21 protein-coding genes are annotated in these 19,123 nt (G+C 56.4%); 9 read left to right on the forward strand and 12 right to left on the reverse strand.

The features are described from left to right. Positions 1-32: 32 nt before the first annotated feature. Positions 33-1,109, reverse strand: coding sequence for a multiple monosaccharide ABC transporter substrate-binding protein (chvE, locus tag FDM28_RS03600; RefSeq protein WP_138513095.1), 1,077 nt, complete (start codon positions 1,107-1,109; stop codon positions 33-35). Between the two features lie 146 nt (positions 1,110-1,255). Here chvE and FDM28_RS03605 point away from each other — a divergent pair, with 146 nt between their 5' ends. Beyond that, positions 1,256-2,230, forward strand: a complete 975-nt coding sequence (locus FDM28_RS03605; protein WP_138513097.1) for a LysR substrate-binding domain-containing protein — start codon at positions 1,256-1,258, stop codon at positions 2,228-2,230. A gap of 15 nt (positions 2,231-2,245) precedes the next feature. Here the strand turns inward: FDM28_RS03605 and FDM28_RS03610 are convergent, their stop codons facing one another. Next, complete coding sequence (locus FDM28_RS03610) at positions 2,246-3,022, reverse strand: SDR family NAD(P)-dependent oxidoreductase (protein WP_138513099.1); 777 nt, start codon at positions 3,020-3,022, stop codon at positions 2,246-2,248. A 136-nt stretch (positions 3,023-3,158) separates the two neighbouring features. Here FDM28_RS03610 and FDM28_RS03615 point away from each other — a divergent pair, with 136 nt between their 5' ends. Both FDM28_RS03615 and FDM28_RS03620 read left to right on the forward strand, forming a co-directional pair. Continuing rightward, positions 3,159-4,883 carry an IlvD/Edd family dehydratase gene (locus FDM28_RS03615; RefSeq protein ID WP_138513101.1) on the forward strand — a complete coding sequence of 575 codons (1,725 nt, stop codon included), beginning with the start codon at positions 3,159-3,161 and terminating at the stop codon, positions 4,881-4,883. Between the two features lie 107 nt (positions 4,884-4,990). Continuing rightward, complete coding sequence (locus FDM28_RS03620) at positions 4,991-6,532, forward strand: methyl-accepting chemotaxis protein (RefSeq protein WP_138513103.1); 1,542 nt, start codon at positions 4,991-4,993, stop codon at positions 6,530-6,532. A gap of 127 nt (positions 6,533-6,659) precedes the next feature. Here the strand turns inward: FDM28_RS03620 and infA are convergent, their stop codons facing one another. After that, positions 6,660-6,908, reverse strand: coding sequence for a translation initiation factor IF-1 (gene infA / locus FDM28_RS03625; RefSeq protein ID WP_087495722.1), 249 nt, complete (start codon positions 6,906-6,908; stop codon positions 6,660-6,662). 519 nt (positions 6,909-7,427) lie between these two features. Here infA and FDM28_RS03630 point away from each other — a divergent pair. Continuing rightward, entirely contained in the window at positions 7,428-8,132 is a 705-nt protein-coding gene (locus FDM28_RS03630; RefSeq protein WP_138513105.1) for a glutamine amidotransferase-related protein, read from the forward strand. Here FDM28_RS03630 and FDM28_RS03635 read toward each other — a convergent pair. Further along, a complete protein-coding gene (locus FDM28_RS03635) occupies positions 8,129-8,614 on the reverse strand; it encodes a HugZ family pyridoxamine 5'-phosphate oxidase (protein WP_170211577.1) in 486 nt (161 codons plus the stop codon). The genes FDM28_RS03630 and FDM28_RS03635 overlap by 4 nt on opposite strands. A 243-nt stretch (positions 8,615-8,857) precedes the next feature. Here FDM28_RS03635 and FDM28_RS03640 point away from each other — a divergent pair, with 243 nt between their 5' ends. Both FDM28_RS03640 and FDM28_RS03645 read left to right on the forward strand, forming a co-directional pair. Then, complete coding sequence (locus tag FDM28_RS03640; protein ID WP_138513109.1) at positions 8,858-9,322, forward strand: Lrp/AsnC family transcriptional regulator; 465 nt, start codon at positions 8,858-8,860, stop codon at positions 9,320-9,322. Between the two features lie 9 nt (positions 9,323-9,331). Continuing rightward, entirely contained in the window at positions 9,332-10,087 is a 756-nt protein-coding gene (locus tag FDM28_RS03645) for an NRDE family protein (RefSeq protein ID WP_138513111.1), read from the forward strand. Here the strand turns inward: FDM28_RS03645 and minE are convergent. Genes minE through minC form a run of 3 tightly spaced genes read right to left on the reverse strand, consistent with a single transcriptional unit; the run spans position 10,084 to position 11,975 of the window. After that, entirely contained in the window at positions 10,084-10,344 is a 261-nt protein-coding gene (gene minE / locus FDM28_RS03650; protein WP_087495717.1) for a cell division topological specificity factor MinE, read from the reverse strand. The genes FDM28_RS03645 and minE overlap by 4 nt on opposite strands. Before the next feature lie 4 nt (positions 10,345-10,348). Continuing rightward, positions 10,349-11,164 (reverse strand): septum site-determining protein MinD, encoded by an 816-nt coding sequence (gene minD, locus FDM28_RS03655; protein WP_138513114.1) that lies wholly within the window; start codon positions 11,162-11,164, stop codon positions 10,349-10,351. Between the two features lie 34 nt (positions 11,165-11,198). Continuing rightward, positions 11,199-11,975, reverse strand: coding sequence for a septum site-determining protein MinC (gene minC, locus FDM28_RS03660; protein ID WP_138513116.1), 777 nt, complete (start codon positions 11,973-11,975; stop codon positions 11,199-11,201). A 493-nt stretch (positions 11,976-12,468) separates the two neighbouring features. On the opposite strand from minC, the gene FDM28_RS03665 reads away from it, so the two are divergent. Next, the gene (locus FDM28_RS03665) at positions 12,469-14,022 is read left to right on the forward strand and encodes a sensor domain-containing diguanylate cyclase (protein WP_138513118.1); all 1,554 of its coding nucleotides are present in this window, start codon (positions 12,469-12,471) and stop codon (positions 14,020-14,022) included. Positions 14,023-14,031: 9 nt separating this feature from the next. Here the strand turns inward: FDM28_RS03665 and FDM28_RS03670 are convergent, their stop codons facing one another. The 3 genes from FDM28_RS03670 to FDM28_RS03680 form a co-directional block, all read right to left on the reverse strand. Then, the gene (locus tag FDM28_RS03670) at positions 14,032-14,247 is read right to left on the reverse strand and encodes a DUF2788 domain-containing protein (RefSeq protein ID WP_138513120.1); all 216 of its coding nucleotides are present in this window, start codon (positions 14,245-14,247) and stop codon (positions 14,032-14,034) included. Further along, positions 14,247-15,089 carry a DUF2189 domain-containing protein gene (locus FDM28_RS03675; protein ID WP_240791882.1) on the reverse strand — a complete coding sequence of 281 codons (843 nt, stop codon included), beginning with the start codon at positions 15,087-15,089 and terminating at the stop codon, positions 14,247-14,249. Before FDM28_RS03675 ends, FDM28_RS03670 begins: the two co-directional genes overlap by 1 nt. Before the next feature lie 86 nt (positions 15,090-15,175). Beyond that, entirely contained in the window at positions 15,176-15,661 is a 486-nt protein-coding gene (locus FDM28_RS03680; protein WP_138513122.1) for a Spy/CpxP family protein refolding chaperone, read from the reverse strand. Positions 15,662-15,808: 147 nt separating this feature from the next. Between FDM28_RS03680 and FDM28_RS03685 the strand changes: the two genes are divergently transcribed. Continuing rightward, on the forward strand, positions 15,809-16,744 hold the full coding sequence (locus FDM28_RS03685; protein ID WP_138513124.1) for a recombination-associated protein RdgC: 936 nt from the start codon (positions 15,809-15,811) through the stop codon (positions 16,742-16,744). Positions 16,745-16,831: 87 nt separating this feature from the next. Continuing rightward, positions 16,832-17,722 (forward strand): dienelactone hydrolase family protein, encoded by an 891-nt coding sequence (locus FDM28_RS03690; protein WP_138513126.1) that lies wholly within the window; start codon positions 16,832-16,834, stop codon positions 17,720-17,722. On the opposite strand, the gene FDM28_RS03695 is transcribed toward FDM28_RS03690, so the two are convergent. After that, positions 17,719-18,273, reverse strand: coding sequence for a glycine zipper domain-containing protein (locus FDM28_RS03695; RefSeq protein WP_138513128.1), 555 nt, complete (start codon positions 18,271-18,273; stop codon positions 17,719-17,721). The genes FDM28_RS03690 and FDM28_RS03695 overlap by 4 nt on opposite strands. Positions 18,274-18,386: 113 nt before the next feature. Next, a complete protein-coding gene (locus FDM28_RS03700) occupies positions 18,387-19,121 on the reverse strand; it encodes an aspartate/glutamate racemase family protein (protein WP_138513130.1) in 735 nt (244 codons plus the stop codon). Positions 19,122-19,123 lie beyond the last annotated feature (2 nt).

The following is a 19,123-nucleotide window of genomic DNA, read 5'->3' on the forward strand; positions in this document are numbered from 1 at the left end:
GGGGCACAGGGCCTCTGTATCGCCGCTAAAGATTACTTCAGTTGCTCTTCTTTGATGTAGCCGCTACCCACCAGCACTTGCTTGTAGTTGGACAGATCAACTGCCACGGGCTTCAACAGGTAAGAGGGCACCACCTTGACCTTGTTGTTGTAGGTCTTGGTGTCGTTGATTTCAGGCTGCTTGCCGCTGATCACAGCGTCCACCATGCCGGCGGCCACTTTGGCGAGTTCGCGGGTGTCTTTGAAGATGGTGGAGTACTGTTCCTTGCGGATGATGGACTTCACAGAAGGGACTTCCGCATCCTGGCCGCTCACGAAAGGCATGGGTTGTGCGGCAGTGCCGTAACCCACACCCTTGAGGGCGGAAATGATGCCGATGGACAGGCCGTCATAGGGAGACAGTACGGCGTGCACTTTGTCCTTGCCGTAGTAGGCGCTCAAGAGGTTTTCCATACGGGCTTGGGCCACTTGGCCGTCCCAACGCAGGGTTGCCACTTTTTGCATGCCAGTCTGCTTGGAGCGGACCACCAGCTTGCCGGACTTGATGTAGGGGTCCAACACGGACATGGCGCCGTCGTAGAAGAAGAAGGCGTTGTTGTCATCCGCAGAGCCACCGAACAATTCGATGTTGAACGGACCCTTGCCTTCTTTCAGGCCCAGTGCTTTTTCCAGGGATTGGGCTTGCAACACACCCACTTGGAAGTTGTCGAAGGTGGCGTAGTAGTCCACGTTCTTGGAGCCCACGATCAGGCGGTCATAGGAGATGACCTTGATGCCCTTGTCTGCGGCTTTTTGCAGCACGTTGGTCAGGGTGGTGCCATCGATAGCGGCAATCACCAGCACCTTGGCGCCTTTGGTGATCATGTTTTCGATCTGGGCCAACTGATTGGGGATATCGTCTTCCGCGTATTGCAGATCGGCCTTGTAGCCTTTGGCAGCCAATGCGCTGACCATGCTATTGCCGTCAGCGATCCAACGGGTAGAGCTCTTGGTAGGCATGGCTACGCCGACCAGGCCTTTGTCTTGTGCATTAGCAACGGTGGTGCCGAATGCCAAGCCCAGTGCCAGGCTTGCTGCAAGTACCTTGAGGGTGGTTCTACGTGCTGTCATGGAATGTCTCCTGTGTTTAATTGCTTCTGTCAGATACGTCCTTGCCAAACTGGCTCAGGCGGCGAATGATAAGGACGGGATTGATTTATTTCTAATATAGTTTGAGCCTTATTCGATATGTATTTCAGGATTGGTGCTAACCCTATATGACGAATTACACCCATTGGTTCCTGCGTGCAAGGCTCAAAACCAGACAGCTTTTGCTATTGGTCGCATTGTCCGAGGAGGGCAATATCCACCGGGCAGCACAAGTGCTGAACATGACGCAGCCCGCTGCCTCCAAACTGCTCAAGGACCTGGAGGACGTGCTGGGCGTCTCCCTGTTTGAGCGCCTGCCACGCGGCATGCGCCCCACCTGGTACGGCGACACCATGATCCGCCATGCGCGCGCCGCACTGGCCAGCCTCAACCAAGCCCATGAAGAGCTGCAAGCCGCCAAGAACGGGCAGTTCGGCCAGGTGAATCTCGGCTCCATCACCGCGCCGGGCCTGGCTTTGTTGCCGCCCACCGTGGCCGCCGTCAAGCAGGCGCACCCCAATCTGCAAATCACCATCCAGATTGAGCCCAGCAACGTACTGATCGAAAAACTCAACCGCGGCACCCTGGACATTCTGGTGGGTCGCCTCTCACCCGAGCACGACAAGGCCGCATTGCGCTACGAAATGGTGGCAGAAGAACCCATTTGCGCCGTCGCACGCCCGGGCCACCCGTTGCTGACGGCCATCAAGCCCACCTTGGAAGACGTGTTCAAGTACGGCTGGATCGTGCCGCCCGCCGGCAGCATGCTGCGCCACCGGTTTGATTTGATGATTCAGGAATTGGGCCTGGAGCAGCCCTCCAACAGCGTGGAGACCAGTGCGTTGTTGTTCATCAGCAAAATGATGCAGCAAAGCGACATGGTGAGCGTGATGGCCGTGGACGTAGCCCGCTACTACGCCAACCACGGCTTGATGTCCATCCTGCCTGTGGCCATGCCCTGCGAAATGGAGCCCTTCGGCTTCATCACCCGCCGGGACCGTTTGCTGTCGCCGGCCGGTGAAGTGGTGTTGCGGGCCCTGAAAGCCTCTGCCATGACGGTGTACGGCAAAGCCTTCAGCGTGGACCCCGCCCCCGCAGGCTAAGTCAATGGATGCGGGTCAGTTCCAGCCCGCATCCACCTTGAACTCTTGCGCCGTGCACATGGCGCCGTCGTCCGACGCCAAAAACAGCACCATGCGCGCCACGTCCGAGGGTTGCAACTTGTCAGGCAGGCACTGGTTGCGCTGGATATCGGCCTCGCCCTCGGCGTTGAGCCACATTTTGATCTGGCGCTCTGTCATCACCCAGCCGGGAGACACGGTGTTGATGCGGATGCGGTCTGCGCCCAACGTATCCGCCAGGCCCCGGGTCAAACCATTGACTGAGGACTTGGCCACCGCATAGCAGGGGTAACCGCTGCCCTTGGTTTGCCAGCCGGTAGACCCCAGGTTGATCACAGACCCGCCACCCAAACGTTTCATGCCGGGCACAACGGCCTGAATGGCAAAAAAGGCCGGCCGCTGGTTAACCGCCATGCGTTCATCCCAGTACTCGGGCGTCACCGACTCCAGGGTGTGGCGGTCGTCGCGGGCTACGTTGTTCACAAGCACCGAGAAATCGCCCAAAGCCGCGGCCGCCTCGGTAGCAGCCAGCTGCAAGGCCGCGATGTCGCGCACATCACAGGTGCGCCACCAAATTTGCGCCTGCGTGCGGGCGCTCAAGCTCTCTGCCAGTTGCCGGCTTTCCGCCTCTGCCACATCCACAAAGGCCACCCGGGCGCCTTGCTCGGCAAACGCGGTCACGATGGCCGCACCAATGCCGGTGCCACCACCGGTGATGAATACATTTTTGCCCTGCAGGCTGGGGTATTGGGCGAGTTTTTTGGGCTCAGACATGGTTTTTTCTCAAATTTGATTGCAATTTATATATATGAATTGTCTCGAAATTCATTTTCTATTATCACTGTGCATTGGTACCATGCCTGCTGTCAAGAACCGGAGGCGTCGCCTCCACGAATAAAGAGGCAAACCCATGAGTTCCGAAAAGCCCCCATTCCGCCGCAGCCACGCCTGGTTCGGCCGCCAGGACCGCGATGGTTTTGTGCACCGCAGCTGGCTCAAAAACCAGGGCTATCCGCACGACCTGCTCGATGGCCGCCCCATCATCGGCATCTGCAACACCTGGAGCGAATTGACGCCCTGCAATGGCCATTTCCGTGAGCTGGCCGAGTTTGTGAAGCGTGGTGTGTACGAGGCCGGTGGCTTCCCACTCGAATTCCCCGTCATGTCCTTAGGCGAAACCCAGCTGCGCCCTACCGCCATGTTGTTCCGCAACCTGGCATCGATGGATGTGGAAGAAAGCATCCGCGGCAACCCGATTGACGGCGTAGTGCTGCTCATGGGCTGCGACAAGACGACACCATCATTGATGATGGGTGCCGCCAGCTGCGACTTGCCCACCATCGGTTTGTCCGGCGGCCCCATGCTCAACGGCAAGTTCCGTGGCAAAGATGTGGGCTCCGGCACTGGCGTGTGGCAAATGTCTGAAATGGTGCGGGCGGGCGAAATGACCATGGAAGAGTTCTCGTCCTGCGAGAGCGATATGCACCGCTCCAGTGGCACCTGCATGACCATGGGCACCGCCTCCACCATGGCCAGCATGGTCGAAGCCTTGGGTATGGCTCTGCCGGAGAACGCTGCCATCCCGGCTGCGGACACCCGCCGCAAACGCTTGGCCCAACTGACCGGCCGCCGCATTGTGGAAATGGTCAAGCAGGACATCAAGATGTCCCAGATCCTGACCCGTCAAGCGTTTGAGAATGCCATCCGTACCAACGCGGCCATTGGCGGCTCCACCAACGCGGTGATCCACTTGCTGGCGATTGCCGGCCGCATCGGCGTGGAGTTGAAGCTGGAAGACTTCGACAAGCTGGGCTCGGAAGTGAACAACATCCTGAACCTGCAACCCTCCGGCAAGTACCTGATGGAAGACTTCTGCTACGCCGGCGGCCTACCTGCGGTCATGCGCGAAATCCTGCCAATGTTGCACGGCGACGCACTGACGGTGAACGGCAAGACCATCCGCCAGAACGTGGAAAACGCGCCTTGCTACAACCGCGAAGTCATCAAGACGGTGGACGAGCCTTTCATGCCCGCCGCAGGTATTGCGGTGGTGCGTGGCAACCTAGCCCCTAACGGTGCGGTGATCAAACCCTCGGCGGCGTCCAAACACCTGCTGCACCACCGTGGCCCGGCCGTGGTGTTCGAGTCGATTGAAGACTTCCACGCACGTATCGACGACCCAGACTTGGACATCGACGAAAACAGCGTCATGGTGCTCAAGAACTGCGGCCCGCGCGGCTACCCCGGCATGGCAGAAGTGGGCAACATGCCCCTGCCACCCAAAGTGCTCAAGAAGGGCATTACCGACATGGTACGCATTTCGGACGCACGCATGAGCGGCACGGCCTATGGCACGACCGTATTGCACACCTCGCCCGAAGCCGCCGCTGGCGGCCCCTTGGCCGTGGTGCAAAACGGCGACATCATTGAACTCAATGTACCGGAGCGCAAGCTGCACCTGGAAGTGTCGGACGAAGAACTGGCGCGCCGTTTGGCCGCGTGGCAAGCACCCGAGAAGCCCAAGCGCGGTTGGTACAAGTTGTATGTAGAGACCGTGCAACAGGCCCACTTGGGCGCGGACTTGGACTTTTTGGTGGGTGGAAGCGGCGCTGCAGTGCCGCGCGACTCCCACTGAGCGCGTCTTTCCGAGAGGCTCACAGGCCCATTGCCGCGGTTATGCCGTAGCGATGGGCCTTTTTTGTCGTTGTGATCGGCCCCAGTACAACCATAAGGAGACAGGCCATGAATTTCAAAAATATCAAGATATCCACCCGTTTGACCGCCGTCATGGGCGGACTGACCGCCTTGCTGGTGGCCGTGGTTGTTCTCGCGCTGACGCAAATGCAGGCCATGCGCAATGACACCATCGCAATCACCAGCAATTGGCTCCCGAGTGTGGGGCTGATCGGCGATCTGCGTGCGGGTCTTGCGGATTTGCGCGCCTTGGAAAGCCAGCACATTCTCAATACCGATGAAACGGCCATGGAGCGCATCGGCAAACTCGCAACCCAAGCCGTACTCGGTATTGAAGCCATCCGGCAGGACTATGGAAAGCTGGTCAACGAAGCCGAAGAGCAAACCCTGTTTTCGCGCTTGGAAACGGATTGGAAAGCCTACCAGGCACTGCATGCGCAGCTGGTAGACATGTCCACCAAGCGCGAAAAATTCCCCGCGCGCAAGCTGCTGGAAGGCGATGCCAAAACCCTGTTCGATTCGCTGGATGCCACTGTGAAAAAGATCGCCGAATACAACCGGACAGGTGCCACATCGGCAAGCGCCCAAACCGACAGCAGCTTTCAAACCGCCCGCACCTCCATGCTGTTGGCACTGGTCGTCGGGGCCATGGCAGCAGCGGGGGCCACTTTGTGGGTTACACGATCAGTCACCCGGCCGATTGCCACCGTGATTGATCTCGCCGATGGCATTGCAGATGGGGATTTGTCCAAAATCATTACTGTGGATTCGAGCAATGAAACGGGTCAATTGCTGGCGGCATTGCAACGGATGCAACACAACCTGGCGAACGTAGTCGCCCAGGTACGTGAAGGCTCCGAAGGCGTCGCCACCGCCAGCGCCGAAATCGCCCAAGGTAACAACGACCTCTCGGCCCGCACCGAGCAGCAAGCCAGCGCCCTGGAAGAAACCGCAGCGAGCATGGAAGAACTCGGCTCCACCGTCAAACAAAACGCCGACTCCGCCCGCCAAGCCAACCAACTCGCCATGAATGCGTCTACCGTGGCGATTCAAGGCGGAGAAGTGGTGAGTCAGGTGGTGGAGACCATGAAAGGCATCAACGAGAGCAGCCGCAAGATTGCTGACATCATCAGCGTCATTGACGGCATCGCCTTCCAAACCAACATCCTGGCCCTGAATGCAGCGGTAGAAGCCGCACGGGCGGGTGAACAGGGACGAGGCTTTGCCGTCGTCGCCTCCGAAGTCCGTAGCTTGGCCGGACGCAGTGCCGAAGCCGCCAAAGAAATCAAAACCCTGATCAACGCCAGCGTAGAGCGGGTGGAGCAAGGTAGTAGCTTGGTCGACAAAGCCGGTGAAACCATGACCGAAGTGGTCAGCAGCATCCGCAGAGTCACCGACATCATGGGAGAAATCAGTGCCGCCAGCTCAGAGCAAAGTGCTGGGGTCTCTCAAGTGGGAGAAGCCGTTACTTCCATGGACCAGACCACGCAGCAGAACGCGGCTTTGGTGGAGGAGATGGCAGCGGCGGCCAGCAGCTTGAAGGGCCAAGCCAACGACCTGGTGCAGGTGGTGGCGGTGTTCAAGCTTTGAGTCAAATCGGGCTCTAGCGCACGGTGAGTGTGCGCGATCAGCTATCTATTTGATAGCAAATACAACCGGAACCTTGCGTCCGGTTGTGCATTGGCGAACCCGATGCGCCAATGCACACCTATTCACATCAACGACGTGGTGTCATCGGGCCACGTCCTTCGATGTGGCGGAAGTTGATACGGCCTTTGCTCAGGTCGTAAGGCGAGAGCTCCAGGGACACACGGTCGCCCGCCAGAATACGGATGTGGTTCTTGCGCATCTTGCCTGCGGAGTAGGCGATCAACTGGTGACCGTTATCCAGGGTCACGCGGAAACGGGTGTCAGGCAACACTTCGTTCACCACACCCATCATTTCAATCAGGTCTTCTTTAGCCATAAAACTTCCTCTGAACGTATAAGTTACCGGGAGCCGGTGAGGGCCTGTATCCGGTAGATACCTTGTGCGCTTGCAAGGTCAGCGTGCGCATCAGGTGTTGAAAAATCGTTGTAGAACCGCCGTACCCCACTGGTACATACCTTGCCAGATCCGCTCAGCGGGCAGATTCGGGCTGCAACCGGCAATGCAGTGCTTGCCGATGAAGATGGGATGCAAAACGTCAATCTAATTTTGGTTCTGAAACATTAAAAATACAAACGCACACACCACAGCAATGAGCCAAACGCTCCTTGAAGGGCGCTTGCGGGTCCATGGTGGGAGTCGCTGTAGAAGCCGAATCGGGGCGGATCGGGAAATTCTCCGGCCGGAAGAATCGTGTTTTTGCGTCACGCATTCACACTGCCAATCGCTTTTCGGCAACTCGCTAATGTAGCATGGAGCGCTAAAAATGGAACTTCGCACGCTCCGTGAACTCGATCGTGTGTGGTTTTCTGCCTAAAACTGGAACTATTTCAAGCCATGAAACTTTGCATTCTGGACAACGACACCATTGATGAAGCCCTGATTCCGGTCTACGGAAGTTACGGCGCCATGCTGGCAAAAGTTTTGCGGGAAGCCGGCGCAGAGCACTGGACCATGGACCGGTTCAGCACCCCACATGGGGAGTATCCGTCTTCGTTCGCAGACTACGATGCAGTGCTTTTGACGGGTAGCAAAGCAGATTCGTTTTCTGATGAACCCTGGGTGGTAGAGCTGCGCCGACGCGTGACAGCGCTGCTTGCCACCGATATCAAATTGTTGGGCGTGTGCTTTGGCCATCAGCTGATTGCCTTGTGTCTGGGTGCCAAGGTGGGCAGGGCGCCCAAAGGCTGGGTGACCGGACGTCACCAGTACCAATGGCATGCCGGTGACTTGGTGGAGCCTGCGCGTGATGGTTTTGCACTTCTCGCCAGCCATCAGGACCAGGTGTTGGAACTTCCTGAAGGCGCACGCTTACTCGCAAGCAGCGACCATTGCCCGATTGCAGCGTACTCCAAAGGCAAAGAAGTGCTATGCATTCAACCGCACCCCGAATTTGTAGAGGACTACAGTGCCTATTTGCTCGACAAGCGACGTGCACTGCTGGGAGATGAACACTACGCTTCCAGCATGGAAAGCCTGCAACACGGCCACGAAGGCCCAGAATTTGCCAAGCTGATGGTGGCGTTTGTAGAAGGCAACTAAGCTTTTTGCAAAGCGGCAACAATGCGTGCCTGATCCAGTTTTTTTGCCGCCCCAAACCCGGCAATCACTCTGCCGGCTACCGGACTGATTTCTACAAAAGAGAAGTCTGGCAAATCTGTCATGAAAGCCACCTCCGGGAACCGGCGGAGGTAAGCTTCGCGGGCATTGGCGTAGCCGCTTTGGTCTCTGGACACAAATGACGCTGTGCCTTGGACAGACATTCTTGGCAAAGCATGCACTTCTGCTCCCGCTGTTTCTGCTTTTGCAACTAACAGACTGGCATGTGGCTTGTTATGCAAATACGCAAAGTGCGGTGACATGCCGCTGATGTGAATCAGCAGTGTTCCACGCACAGGGTCTATCGCAAAAGGCACCATGGACGCGTGTGGCATGCCCTCTTCATCCACTGTGGCCATGGCGGCGATGCGCTGCCCGGACAAAAGTGCCTCAAGCACCGCATCAAATCGTTGGGTATCGGTCATTGCAGCATGGTAGCGCGCAACAAAAACGCCCCGTGACGGCATTCGTCAACGGGGCGTTTTTGCATCCAGCCTCGGTAAGGCTTTGAACATCCAGTTCCTTGTGAGATTTGGACAGGTACTTGCTGTGGTTCAGCGTCTGCCAAGAAGTGTACGCAAGGACTGTCGGCAGTTCATTGCCTAATTGCGATCTAAAGCGGTATTTATGGAATATTATTCCAACAAATAAATATTTATTGGAATTTTATGAACATAGACAAGTTTGATCAGCAAATTCTCGAAATCCTGCAGGTGGATGGGCGTATTGCCAACCAAGACTTGGCAGACCGGATTGGTTTGTCGCCGTCTCCCTGTTTGCGCAGGGTACGTGCGCTTGAAGAGTCCGGTTTGATTACAGGCTACCGGGCCATGCTGGATGCCAAAAAACTCGGACTTTCTTTGATTGCGCTGGTCCATATTTCCATGGACCGCCACACCCCGGAGCGGTTTGCCAATTTTGAAGCCAGCGTAGGCATCTTGCCCGAAGTGCTGGAATGCCTGCTCATTACCGGCCAGGATGCGGATTACCAGATCAAGGTGGCCGTCAAAGATATGGACCACTATCAAGCGCTTTTGCTCAACAAGCTGACCCGCATTGAGGGTGTTACCGGTGTGCACTCCAGCTTTGTATTGCGCAGGGTCATAGACCGGACTGCACTGCCTTTGGTTTGAGAGTGCCCCATGTGCATGATCGTGTGGGATTGGAACCCTACAAGCCGTGAATTACTGCTACTGAGCAACCGCGACGAGTTTTACCAACGCCCTGCCTTGCCTTTGCATGTATGGCAAAACACCGATATTTATGCTGGTAAAGACTTGGAAGCCGAGGGAAGTTGGTTAGGGTGCACTCTCAGCGGCAGGCTCGCTGCTGTTACCAATTTCAGGAATGGAAAGGTGGCTCAAGCACACACCAAAAGCCGCGGAAAATTGGTCACGGATTTTCTGAAAAGTGATGCCAGTTCTGAACACTTCTTGGAAGAACTGGGTCAGCAGGTGGGGGATTACAACGGCTTTAATTTATTGGTATTCGACGGCAGCAAATTGTGCGGATTCGAAAGCCATACCGGACGCACTATCCATATACCGCCAGGCATTTCAGGGGTCTCCAATGCTGGCTTTGACACGCCTTGGCCCAAGCTCATCAAAAGCAAAAATCGTTTACAACAACTTCGGCAGAACCCTGACACCCCTTGGGAAAGCTATTGGTCTATCCTTGCTGATGACACCCGTGCAAATGTAGATGAATTGCCCAGCACGGGCATTCCCACCGCTATGGAACACCAACTGTCCGCGGTGTTTATCCAATTACCCGGTTACGGAACACGTGCCAGCAGCTTGATTCAGATAGACCGGCAACGCGGCACTTTCGTTGAAAAGACCTTTGATCCCAACGGACTGCAAGGCACTGTGCACTTGCAGATTCCGTTCACACCTTAGCGTGCATCAGGAAGTTCGATCTTGACTTCCAGTACTTCCAGGTTGTCCTGACGCTCCAGATTCACCTTGATGTCATCCGGATTGATCTTGATGTATTTGCTGATAACTGCAACCAAATCTCGCTGTAAATCGGGCAAATAGTCAGGCTCTGCTGCATTGCGGCCACTGCGCTCATGCGCCAGGATGATTTGCAGGCGTTCTTTGGCAACACTGGCTGTTTTTTTCTTCTCGCCGATCAGGAATGAAAGAAACGACATGGTTTCACTTTCCTCCGAACAGGCGCTTGAACAAGCCTTGTTTGGGCGCTTCAGTGAAACGCATGGGCTTTTCTGCTCCCAAGAAACGGTCAATCACGTCCTTGTACGCCTCAGAGACATCGCTGCCCTGCATATGCACTGCAGGCAGGCCTTGGTTGGAAGCCTGCAACACCGATTCGCTCTCGGGAATCACTCCAATCAAAGGAATACGCAAGATGTCCTGAATGTCTTCCAGCGACAGCATCTGCCCTTGGTCCACGCGGGCCGGGTTGTAACGGGTAATCAGCAAATGCTCTTTGATGGGGGCTCCACCTTCCATGGCGCGCTTGGTTTTGCTGGAGAGCATGCCCAAAATGCGATCGGAATCCCGCACTGAAGACACTTCCGGGTTGGTTACCACCAATGCCTCGTCTGCAAAGTGCATGGCCATCAGCGCACCGGTTTCGATACCGGCCGGAGAGTCACACACGATGTATTCAAACTCCAAAGCAGACAGATCGTTCAACACACGCTCCACACCTTCTTGGGTCAGGGCATCTTTGTCACGGGTTTGCGATGCGGCCAGAATGTAGAGGTTGTCGCACTGCTTGTCTTTGATGAGCGCTTGATTCAGGTTCGCTTCACCTTGAATCACATTGATCAGGTCATACACCACACGGCGTTCACAACCCATGATCAAGTCCAGGTTACGCAAGCCCACATCGAAGTCAATCACAGCCGTCTTGTGGCCACGTAATGCCAACCCCGTTGCAAAACTGGCGCTGGTGGTCGTTTTGCCAACCCCGCCTTTGCCTGACGTAACAACAATGATCTTGGCCATGAGAAGCTGGTCTTTCAAAAAGATGTGAAAAGTGTCAAGCCTTGAGGGCTTCTATCAATAATTTTTCTTGTCCATCATCGCTCAAACGGATTTGCGCCGTCTTGCCATGAACATCCTTGGGGAATGGATTTTCACTGGTCCGGTATACCCCGGCGATGGACACCAATTCAGGTTCCAATGACAAAGCAAAAATACGGGCTTTGACATTGCCACGTGCTCCTGCCATCGCCTTACCGCGCAAGGCAGCATAAACATGGATATTGCCATCGGCCACGACTTCGGCACCTTGGTTGACCATGGCCAACACCACGAGGTCACAGCCTTTGGCGTAGACCTTCTGGCCTGATCGCAAAGGCTTGTCGATGACCATGGTTCCAGGACCGGGAACTTCACGAATCACTTCCTGAATCACGGGTTCTGCAGAGACCTGGGCAATGGGCGCCGACTTGCTCCGCTGAATTTCTGCCTCTGCTTTAACCAGGCCCGCTGCCAATGCAGCTTCAGTCCAAGCGCTGCTTGCATGGCGGAATGCCACAGGAATCAACTGACATGCCTTCAACACGGACAACAGAGGTGCCAGATCTTGGGCAAGCTCTTCTGCTGGCATCAAGGAAAAGTCCAAGACTACGGCATCGCGTTCAAAAAAATCAGGGCTTTCTCCATCAGGACCAAAAGCAGCGTGGAGTTCTTCCGTGAGTTTTGAAAAATCGGGCGACTTCACCAGCAAAGCAACCATGGGCAGTTGTGCACTTTTGATTTCAAACGTACTTCGCGTTTGAGGGGATGGGTGCACGGCAGAGGAAGCGGGCATGAAGCGATGGATCAGCGGTTCAACAGAAGGTGGCAAATCTTACTTGATACCAGGCTGCATTTTCTGTTTTTGCTTCCCTGAATTGCAGATGTGCACAAGATTTTTTCAAAATTTCCATGTATGCGAAAAATGGGGAAAAAGTTTTCCTTGCTATTGTCTTATTTCTTTAAATTCAAGATAGTAGTAGTAGATAAGGATTGCCTTCCTCTGTGGATAAGCAAAAAAAATTGTTTTAAATCATAAAGTTACAGTTCTTCTACTCTTGTGTGTGACTGCGCTTTCATTTTGTACCGCGAACAGGGATAAGTCTTCATTTTCAACTTCATCTGTGGATAAGTTGGAGTTGTGCTTGAATTTATGCACAGAGTTATGCTCAGACTACGTGACGCGATGCTTTTGCTCCTCTGCTCCCGGACTTTGCGTTATTGCCATGAAATAAGCCGACAATGTTCTTTGGCTGAAAACAGGGTGCGTTCCAGAAAGAGAAGCAAGCATGGTTGAGAAACGTTCATTTGAGATTGCCCGTGAAACCTTGAAGCAATTGACGGCGAGAAAGCTGGTCCCTACGCCAGCGAATTACCAGTCGGTGTACAACGAGATTGCGGGCATTCCTTCTATTCAGCCGTTTCCTGCTGACTTCTTGCGGGATTTGGCGCAGTCCCTGCCGCTCAAAACCCCTGGACAACAGAAACAAAAAGGTTTGTTGGACTACGCAATCGATCGCTTGAGCTGGGACGGCGTGAAATCTGCCTTGGTGGGATATGGCGCGTTCGCGCCTGTAGTGGCACCAGAAGAGAGTGTTGTCAGTCATGCAGCTGCGCCAGTGCCCGAAGCATCGGTAGTCCAGGCATCTGCATTGACGAACGAGTTTTTTGCCCAAATTGCGCGTTTGATTGAATACGCCCAGCCAGCACTCGGCAACGATGATGCGCGTTTTGTCGATCAGACCCATCAGTTGGTACAAGCTTTGCGCAAGCCGGATGCAGATGCCTTGACGGTGAAGACCATGCTGGTGAATTACAGCCATCGCTTGTCGTTTGCAGCGGAAGATCAGGCTGAAATCCGCAACGGCCTGCTCAAGCTACTGCATCTGGTGTTCACCAACATCAGTGAACTGAGCTTGGATGAGCAGTGGCTCAAAGGACAGATGGACGCGCTGATGAGTGTTTCCACACCACCTCTGAGTCTGCGCCGGCTGGATGAGCTGGAGCGTTTGCTGAGCGATGTGATCTTCAAACAAAAGGACGCGAAATACAAAGCATTGGAAGCGCAAGACGAAATGCGCCGCATGCTGGCCATGTTTATTGAGCGGCTTGCACAGATGAATCAGTCCACTGGTACGTTTCAAAGCAAGCTGGAAGAAAGTGCCCGGTTGATTGAGCAAGCCAAAAGTCTGGCGGATATTGCTCCGGTGCTCAAAGAGGTCGTGGGTACAACACGGAATATGGCGCAAGAGAGCCAGCTGTCCCGCGAACAGTTGGGTGCCATGCAAGAGCGTGCAAAGCAGACAGAAGCGGAGCTCGCCAAGCTGCACAAGGAGCTGGATCGCGTGAGTTTGCAGGCACGCCATGATGCATTGACTGGTGCCTTGAACCGCAAAGGCCTGGATGAAGCCTTGAACCGCGAGGTGTCCACCGTGCGGCGCAATGCCAGTGTGTTGAGTGTGGCCTTGCTGGACATCGACAATTTCAAAAAACTCAATGACACGCTAGGGCACGCCACCGGAGACATTGCTTTGGCCCATCTGGCCACCGTGGCCAAAGAGTGCATGCGCCCGCAAGACACCTTGGCACGCTATGGTGGTGAGGAATTTGTGATTCTCTTGCCAGATACCCCCTTGGACAAAGGCATTGAAGCCATGACCCGTTTACAGCGAGAGCTGACCAAACGCTTTTTCCTTTCGGGGACTGAGAAAGTATTGATTACCTTCAGTGCGGGCGTGGCACAGGTCACGGATGAAGAACAACCGGGAGATGCCATTCGCCGTGCGGATCAGGCCATGTACCTGGCCAAGCGGGCGGGGAAAAACAGGGTACTGGGGGCTTGAAGAGGTCGGCTAGACACTACCCGATAAAAACCACTGGATCAGGTATTTGGCGGCAAACCCGACCATGCCGAATGCCAGGCCCAAAAACAGCACAAAAGTGCCGAATTTGCCGGCCTTGGATTCCCATGCCAGTTGCCCGATGATGAAAAGCATGTAGAGCATGAACGCTCCCACGCCGAAGCTCAGGCCGAACGCGGCAATCTGCTCTTCTGAATAACCAAACATTACTGCACTCCCGCCCGCTGTGTGGAGTGGTCATGCTCCTTGTGATCATCCGAGTCCGGGGCAATCAAGTCCCGGTAGGCGTGCCAACTGGCATGGCCGAGCATGGGAATGACAGCTATCAATCCCAGTAGCAACGAAGCCAGACCCAAGAAAGTAAAGCCCATGATCAGGGCGGCCCACCAGGCCATGACTGCCGGATTGGCCAGTACCACTTGCCAGCTCGTGAGTACAGCAGTTTTGACATTCACCTTGCGGTCCAGCAGCAAGGGCATGGCTACCACGCTGGAGGCAAACATGGGCGCTGCCAGTACGGCTCCTAGGGCGAGCCAGAGCTCAAACAACCATCCATCCCGCGCCAGGATGACCAGGCGCACAAAATCTGCAGGGGAATTAACCGGTGCCGGTGCGAGCAAGGTGATCAAAGCGGCAGAAGTCACCACCCAAGTGGTAGCAGCCGCAGCCAGCAACAGGCCGAAGCGCACCATGCACCAATATTCCTCGCCCCAGCGGTTGATGCGTTGGTTTTGCCAGTTCAACCAAGTTTGGGTGATGACATCCCAATCTGCGGGTTCATCACGTTCTATGGCGCGGCTCAAGGCATAGAGGCTGGTGGCAAGCACCGGCGCAATCACCAGAAAACCGGACAAGGCACCCGCAAGTAACCAGAATTTGTGCCGTGCAAATGCCACGATGGCTGCACCGATGAAGGTGAGCACCAAGCCATGCGTCAGGCTGGCAATGCCGGCATGCTGGATATCACGCCACCCCATGCCCAACCACACCAAAGGGCGCATGAAGCCAACAGTGCGGATTTGAAACGTGGGTGCAGCGGGTGTGGTCATGGTCAAGTGCAGTCTACGGAGATGGGGTCGCAGACATCTTGACCATGATCAAGCAAGCGCGCAAGTCTTTGCGCACTGTTCAGGGTTTAGTGTTTTGCCATGCCGCCGTGGTGGCCTTTCATGCTCGCAAACTCACCGTCAAACACCTTTTTTTGTTCGGCGGTCAATGTGTTGTAGAAGGTTTTGACCGCCTGGTCGCGCTGCTCCATATCTGCATTGCGGCTTGCCAGGTGTTCTGTACGCAGGGCTTTCATTTTGTCCAACCGTTCCGGCGTGGGGAGCTTGGCCAACTCAGCACGGTCGATGGCGGGCTTGTTTGCCTGTGCCGGCGGTTTCATGGCGTTGCTGAAAGTTGTCCAACTGGCTTCTTGTGCGGCCGTAATCTTGAGTTTGGCCTTGAGTTCGGCGCTGCGTTTGGCATGCATGGCTTCCATCTTGGCGGGGTCCATGCGGTGCATGCCGGGTCGGTCATCATGTGCGCTGTCTTCGGCGCCATGTTTTTGCGCCAGTACGGAAAAGCCTGCAGTCGCCAACATGCCAGCAACGATCAGGGTTTTGAATGCGGGTTTCATTGTGATCTCCTTTGTGAGTACCCGTGACAGACATTGCCTACAGGTTGGAAACAAGTGTCACGCTCGCGTGTAACGCCGGTGTGCTGATGCGCTAACCGCTTGTAAAGATGCGTGAAAATGCCTGATTAACAAATCGATAGGTGTTGTGTGTTTAAAAACGTGATCGTGTACCGCTTGGTGTCTCCCTGGTCTGTGACGCAGGCCCAACTGGATGAGGCCTTGCAGGCGGACCGCTTTGTGGAGTGCGGTGCCAGCCAGGAAAAATCCGTCGGCTGGATCGAGCCCCGCGGCCAGGCGCATGGCCCCCTGGTAGAAGTGGTGGGTGGGCAATGGGTGCTGCGCTTGATGATGGAAGTGAAATCGGTACCCGGCTCCGTGGTCAAACGTAAAGTCGAAGAACAGGTTGCACAAATTGAAATAAGCACCGGTCGCAAACCCGGCAAGAAAGAAGTGCGCGAACTGCGTGATGACGCCCGCCTGGCCTTGTTGCCCATGGCTTTTACCAAACAAGGCAGTGTGGGGGTGTGGATAGACCCCAAAGCGGGTTGCCTGGTACTGGATGCCGGCAGCCAAAGCAAGGCCGATGAGGTCATGACAGCGTTGGTCAAAGCGGTGCCCGGTTTTGCGGTGCAGCTGGTGAATACCCAGATTTCGCCAGCCGCCGCCATGGCGGTGTGGCTGTCCACCCGCGAATCACCTACAGACTTTTCGGTGGACCGCGAGTGCGAGTTGAAGGCGTCGGACGAATCCAAAGCCGTGGTGCGCTACACCCGCCACCCCTTGGATACCGAAGAGGTGAGCCAACACATTGCACTGGGCAAGATGCCCACACGCCTGGCCATGACCTGGAACGACCGCGTGTCTTTTGTGTTGACCGAGGCCTTGCAACTCAAGAAGGTGACGTTCCTGGATACCGTGTTTGAAGAGTCTTCCAAAGCGGCAGGCGATGGCAAAGACGACAACTTTGACGCCGACGTGATCATTTCCACCGGTGAGTTGTCGCAGTTGATTCCTGACCTGATGGAGGCCTTGGGTGGTGAGGTACCGCTAGGCTCGCTGCCTGGTGCGCCGGCAGCGGCCTAAAGGCGCGCCCGTTGTAGGGATTTGTCCTTGACGATCCAGAGCAGTCATGGGAGTTCGCTACGCTGCGATTTTTTCTAGGGAGCTCCCATGCCGCGCAAAACCGCCCAGGATTTCGACCAGGAATTGTTGATTCTTTTTGATGCCTATGTGCACGGCATCGTGGATCGCCGGGGCTTTCTGGAAAAAGCCCAGAAGTTCGCGGTAGGGGGTTTGACAGCCGCCGGCTTGCTGGCTGCCCTGAGCCCGGACTTTGCTTCGGCCCAACAAATACCCAAGGACGATAAACGCATCGTCACCGCTACGGTCGAAATTCCGTCATCTGCCGGGTACGGTACCGTCAAGGGATATCTGGTGCGCCCTGCGGGGGTACAAGGCAAGTTGCCCACCATTTTGGTGGTGCACGAAAACCGGGGCTTGAACCCGCACATTGAAGACATTGCCCGTCGTCTGGCGTTGGAAGGGTATCTGGTCTTGGCACCCGATGCCTTGGCCCCTCTGGGCGGCTACCCTGGTGACGAAGACAAGGCCCGCACCTTGTTTGCCACTCTGGACCAAAAGAAAACGGCGGAATACTTCGTGGCCGCAGCCCAGTGGTTACAAGCGCATCCGGATTCCACCGGCAAATTGGGCACGGTAGGTTTTTGCTACGGCGGCGGTGTGGCCCACGCATTGGCAGTACGGCTGCCCACCTTGTCAGCCGCCGTGCCTTTTTATGGCAATCACCCGGCAGCGGAGGATGCGGCCAAAGTGAAAGCTCCTTTGCTGATTCACTTTGCAGGGGTGGATGAGCGCATCAACGCCGCATGGCCCGCTTACGAAGCAGCGCTCAAAGCAGCCAACGTGCGTTACACAGCGCACCAGTACGCGGGCACCCAGCACGGCTTCAACAACGACACCACGCCCCGTTTTGACGCAGTGGCTGCCAAGCTGGCGTGGGAACGCACCTTGGCGTTCTTCAGCCAGACGCTCAAGGCTTAGTCCTCATACCGGTCGTGGCCGCGCGCATAGCCGTGGCCCTGACCGTGGCGATGATGGTGCTTGCGCTCCCATTGGTCGTGGTAGCGGTCGTCGCCCCGGTAGCTGGTGCGGTAACCGTAGTCGTCATGGCCGCGGCCCCGGGTGTCATACCGCTGTGGTTCGCGGCCGCCCATGTTGCGGGCAATGCCAGTGCCTGCGGCACCCCCCAAACCTGCACCCACTACCGCGCCAGAACGTCCCCCTACCGATTGCCCCACTGCGGCGCCTGCTGCGCCGCCAACTGCTCCACCGAGCACGGCGCCGTTTTGGTTACGTCCATGGTTGGTGACGGCTGCGCCCGCCGCTCCACCCAAGGCGCCACCAATCACCGCACCATTTTTGCCACCTACGCTCTGGCCCAACACGGCGCCTGCTGCGGCACCCACACCGCCACCCAAGAGCGGCGTGAGGTCATCTGCGTGGACTACCGGTGCGGCTAGCAAGCTACCGGCCACCAATGCAGCCGCCAGCCAGCCGGAATGGGAAGTGTGTGTTGTGCAAAGTTTCAACATAAGTGCAAGGGGCGAGGCCCGCACCGCCAAACGTGGCGGTTTATGCACCTACAACGGTGGGTTTGCCGCGGGGATGACCCGGATTACAAGCCTTTACACCTGCCGCTATTTGCTTACGACCGGCCCAAAGCGCTTAACTCGGGCGATACGTTGGACCACTGCACCTGAAAGCCGCTGGTAGCTTGTAACCGCGGGGTTAGTGCTAGTGCGTGGGTGGTGCCGGCCAGCACACTGTCAATCACCGGTACTGGCACGTAGGGCTGCACCGCCGCCGCCATGCCGGCCAGGCCCGCACCGCCCAGCACAATGCTGCGCACGCCGGGCCGTGTGGCCATGTCGGCACAGGCTTGAGCCAATAGCTGTATGGCCGCTTGCGGATCATTGGCCAGCTCCACGCCGCTGGGTGCAACCGTGTGGATATCCACCACCTGCTCGTACACACCCAAACCCATGGCCAAGCGCTGGAGCATGGGTTTCCATGCTGCGCCACCGGTCACCACCGCAAACCCGCCGTGCTGGCTGGCTTGCAGGAAAGAGGCCTCGGCCAAGCCGGTAACTGGGGCTGCGCTGCTCTCCCGCAATGCCCACAAACCGGGGTCGCCGAAGCAGGCAATCAGCACCGCATCGGGCGCAAAAAGGGGTGATGTGGATTGATCGGCGGCCCAGGCATCGAGCAAGGCATGGCCGGCCACGGCATAGCTGGCTTCGCAGGCGATGTAGGGAGCGCCGAAGCGTGCAGTGACGGTGTCCACTTGCACGTTGGGCCCGGCAGCTTGTTGCACATGGTGTTGCACCAGCGCACTGACGGACGCAGACGTGTTGGGGTTGATCACAAGCAGGCGGCGCATGG

It is taken from the genome of Rhodoferax bucti, from assembly GCF_005876985.1.
In the GTDB taxonomy this organism is placed as follows: domain Bacteria; phylum Pseudomonadota; class Gammaproteobacteria; order Burkholderiales; family Burkholderiaceae_C; genus Allorhodoferax; species Allorhodoferax bucti.

Bases quoted from the DNA above. Each gene is read 5' to 3' on its own strand.
- minC (WP_138513116.1), bottom strand. From the start codon at position 11,975: ATGCCCGCTTCCTCTGCCGTGCACCCATCCCCTCAAACGCGAAGTACG.
- FDM28_RS03675 (WP_240791882.1), bottom strand. From the start codon at position 15,089: ATGACCACACCCGCTGCACCCACGTTTCAAATCCGCACTGTTGGCTTC.
- FDM28_RS03700 (WP_138513130.1), bottom strand. From the start codon at position 19,121: ATGCGCCGCCTGCTTGTGATCAACCCCAACACGTCTGCGTCCGTCAGT.
- FDM28_RS03670 (WP_138513120.1), bottom strand. From the start codon at position 14,247: ATGTTTGGTTATTCAGAAGAGCAGATTGCCGCGTTCGGCCTGAGCTTC.
- FDM28_RS03695 (WP_138513128.1), bottom strand. From the start codon at position 18,273: ATGTTGAAACTTTGCACAACACACACTTCCCATTCCGGCTGGCTGGCG.
- infA (WP_087495722.1), bottom strand. From the start codon at position 6,908: ATGGCTAAAGAAGACCTGATTGAAATGATGGGTGTGGTGAACGAAGTG.
- FDM28_RS03605 (WP_138513097.1), top strand. From the start codon at position 1,256: ATGACGAATTACACCCATTGGTTCCTGCGTGCAAGGCTCAAAACCAGA.
- FDM28_RS03640 (WP_138513109.1), top strand. From the start codon at position 8,858: ATGAACATAGACAAGTTTGATCAGCAAATTCTCGAAATCCTGCAGGTG.
- FDM28_RS03680 (WP_138513122.1), bottom strand. From the start codon at position 15,661: ATGAAACCCGCATTCAAAACCCTGATCGTTGCTGGCATGTTGGCGACT.
- chvE (WP_138513095.1), bottom strand. From the start codon at position 1,109: ATGACAGCACGTAGAACCACCCTCAAGGTACTTGCAGCAAGCCTGGCA.
- FDM28_RS03610 (WP_138513099.1), bottom strand. From the start codon at position 3,022: ATGTCTGAGCCCAAAAAACTCGCCCAATACCCCAGCCTGCAGGGCAAA.
- FDM28_RS03620 (WP_138513103.1), top strand. From the start codon at position 4,991: ATGAATTTCAAAAATATCAAGATATCCACCCGTTTGACCGCCGTCATG.
- FDM28_RS03690 (WP_138513126.1), top strand. From the start codon at position 16,832: ATGCCGCGCAAAACCGCCCAGGATTTCGACCAGGAATTGTTGATTCTT.
- FDM28_RS03665 (WP_138513118.1), top strand. From the start codon at position 12,469: ATGGTTGAGAAACGTTCATTTGAGATTGCCCGTGAAACCTTGAAGCAA.
- FDM28_RS03645 (WP_138513111.1), top strand. From the start codon at position 9,332: ATGTGCATGATCGTGTGGGATTGGAACCCTACAAGCCGTGAATTACTG.
- FDM28_RS03615 (WP_138513101.1), top strand. From the start codon at position 3,159: ATGAGTTCCGAAAAGCCCCCATTCCGCCGCAGCCACGCCTGGTTCGGC.
- FDM28_RS03630 (WP_138513105.1), top strand. From the start codon at position 7,428: ATGAAACTTTGCATTCTGGACAACGACACCATTGATGAAGCCCTGATT.
- minE (WP_087495717.1), bottom strand. From the start codon at position 10,344: ATGTCGTTTCTTTCATTCCTGATCGGCGAGAAGAAAAAAACAGCCAGT.
- FDM28_RS03635 (WP_170211577.1), bottom strand. From the start codon at position 8,614: ATGACCGATACCCAACGATTTGATGCGGTGCTTGAGGCACTTTTGTCC.
- minD (WP_138513114.1), bottom strand. From the start codon at position 11,164: ATGGCCAAGATCATTGTTGTTACGTCAGGCAAAGGCGGGGTTGGCAAA.